Origin of the sequence: Candidatus Hakubella thermalkaliphila (genome assembly GCF_013281975.1) — a bacterium.
Taxonomy (GTDB): domain Bacteria; phylum Actinomycetota; class Humimicrobiia; order Hakubellales; family Hakubellaceae; genus Hakubella; species Hakubella thermalkaliphila.
The window spans coordinates 1-2,362 of sequence record NZ_BLRZ01000189.1; the positions used below are offsets into that span (position 1 = coordinate 1).

Annotated in this window: 1 protein-coding gene and 1 CRISPR repeat array; the gene reads right to left on the reverse strand. The window is 45.4% G+C overall.

Annotated elements, in window-relative coordinates; all coding sequences use genetic code 11:
* Window positions 1–60: 60 nt before the first annotated feature.
* A complete protein-coding gene (locus tag HW443_RS10720; RefSeq protein WP_176238182.1) occupies window positions 61–714 on the reverse strand; it encodes a hypothetical protein in 654 nt (217 codons plus the stop codon).
* A 97-nt stretch (window positions 715–811) separates the two neighbouring features.
* A CRISPR array of direct repeats spans window positions 812–2,359; the repeat unit is 37 nt; unit sequence GTTTCAATCCCTCTTAGGTATCAGTCTCCTTTCTCAC.
* Window positions 2,360–2,362 lie beyond the last annotated feature (3 nt).

The window sequence follows — 2,362 nt, forward strand, 5'->3', positions numbered from 1 at the left end:
GAGGCTGTCTAAAAACTCCAATTTCAAAAACTCATCTCCCACTTCGCCCCTAAAAAGGAGCTAATTTCGCATAAAACTTCCCACATTGACCTCAAAATCAGACCTCATGTAGGAGTAATTCCCCACCTTGGGCAAAATGCCCTTAGTTTTTGGACACCCTCTAAGAATAAGAACGGCCAGTGAAGCAAGAGGCAAAGAAGCCCTAAAGGTCTTGACTGAAGTTCGCTCTGTCCTGCCCCCAAAGAGATTCCCTATACCTCTCAAGATTACCAGCAACACAATAGCTATTGCTGCCCAGGAAAGGGGGATATACCTTCCCAAAGCCAGGTCTAAAATAAAAACCATGACGCTGAGCAGTGCAGGAAAGTTCCAAAGGATGCCATGAGGAGAAGAAAATCCGCCCCAGATCATAACGTAAACTCCTAAAATGCTCAAAAATAAGGCGGTTAACAAACCAAGTACCAGCCATGTTTGTCTTAAGTCACCCTGGCCGTATCTGATTGCCAAGATAGCCAGGGAAAGAAGAGGTAAGCCGATGGTAAAAGAGACGCGGATAAGGTGACCCAAGCCTCCGCCCAGTAACCTTGCTGTTACTCTGAAAGAGATAAGTAAAAGTAAAGCAAGAACAGCGAAATAAGGATAAATATATCCCCTCATTACTAGATTCAGCAAAAGACCAAGGAAGAAGATAATCACTATAAAATCATTAATCATTCCAACCGTCCTTTAGAAGATCTCAATCTCTGTTAGGCACCTGTAGCCTTTCTCACGGTTCGGTTTGCGACCTCTATCACCCGCTCTGGAATCCAGAGTTTCAATCCCTCTTAGGTATCAGTCTCCTTTCTCACTCAGTGCCCACTCTCTATAACGTCTCTCGAATAACGTTTCAATCCCTCTTAGGTATCGGTCTCCTTTCTCATGTCTTCTAGGTCTTGCTCATGACGATCATCCTCAATATGCTGTTTCAATCCCTCTTAGGTATCGGTCTCCTTTCTCATAGGAAAAGATAATGCCTTGGCACCAGATACTGTACCTGTTTCAATCCCTCTTAGGTATCGGTCTCCTTTCTCATGTGACAAAATGAATACCAAAGAGCTTATTCAAAAACTGTTTCAATCCCTCTTAGGTATCGGTCTCCTTTCTCACGTGAAAAGATCGGGGTGGAAAAGGTACGATTATTTGGTTTCAATCCCTCTTAGGTATCAGTCTCCTTTCTCACTGCCCGAGATGCTTTGAGCTTTATAGACAGCAAACTAAAGTTTCAATCCCTCTTAGGTATCAGTCTCCTTTCTCACAAAAACTTGAGAGGATCACTGGCTTCGCCCACTTGGGCGTTTCAATCCCTCTTAGGTATCAGTCTCCTTTCTCACGATAATTACCACCGCCGGAAAAAGGTGTTTTGTCCCTTTTTGTTTCAATCCCTCTTAGGTATCAGTCTCCTTTCTCACGCTCTACATGACGGCGGACGGAAATCTCTATCTCTGTAGTGGTTTCAATCCCTCTTAGGTATCAGTCTCCTTTCTCACGGCTGCTTCCAGGGCCACCTGGTCCCGGTCTATCCCCGTTTCAATCCCTCTTAGGTATCAGTCCCCTTTCTCACGGGTGAGCAAGGGGAAAGCAATTGAGTTGGCAGAAAGGTTTCAATCCCTCTTAGGTATCAGTCTCCTTTCTCACTCTTCCTAGGAGTACCTCGTTAAAAAACCGGCGGCTGACCGTTTCAATCCCTCTTAGGTATCAGTCTCCTTTCTCACGTACATATCTATACTCACATGGCTCTGTGGGACTTGACTGTTTCAATCCCTCTTAGGTATCGGTCTCCTTTCTCATTGGTGAAAGTCGTCTGCCGCAAGTGCGGTAGACAGGTGGCATGTTTCAATCCCTCTTAGGTATCGGTCTCCTTTCTCATGTCAAGAGAAAAAGACTGGCCAGACGGCTATATCATCGGGTTTCAATCCCTCTTAGGTATCGGTCTCCTTTCTCATGAGTGCAGGCCGACCTGATAACTCCTGCTTTGGTCAGGTTTCAATCCCTCTTAGGTATCGGTCTCCTTTCTCATCATCCGAGGCGGAAGCCTCTCCGAATTCAATGTAAGGTTTCAATCCCTCTTAGGTATCGGTCTCCTTTCTCATGACCACTTTTGAAACAGCCAAGAGACAATTTTTATTCAAGGTTTCAATCCCTCTTAGGTATCGGTCTCCTTTCTCATGTGAAGAGTGTCGCAGAGCTAGGTGGAGCGTACTGTTTGGTTTCAATCCCTCTTAGGTATCGGTCTCCTTTCTCATTCGGCGAGGTCTTCTCCCTCCGCTGTGGGCATCAAGTAATGTTTCAATCCCTCTTAGGTATCGGTCTCCTTTCTCATTCG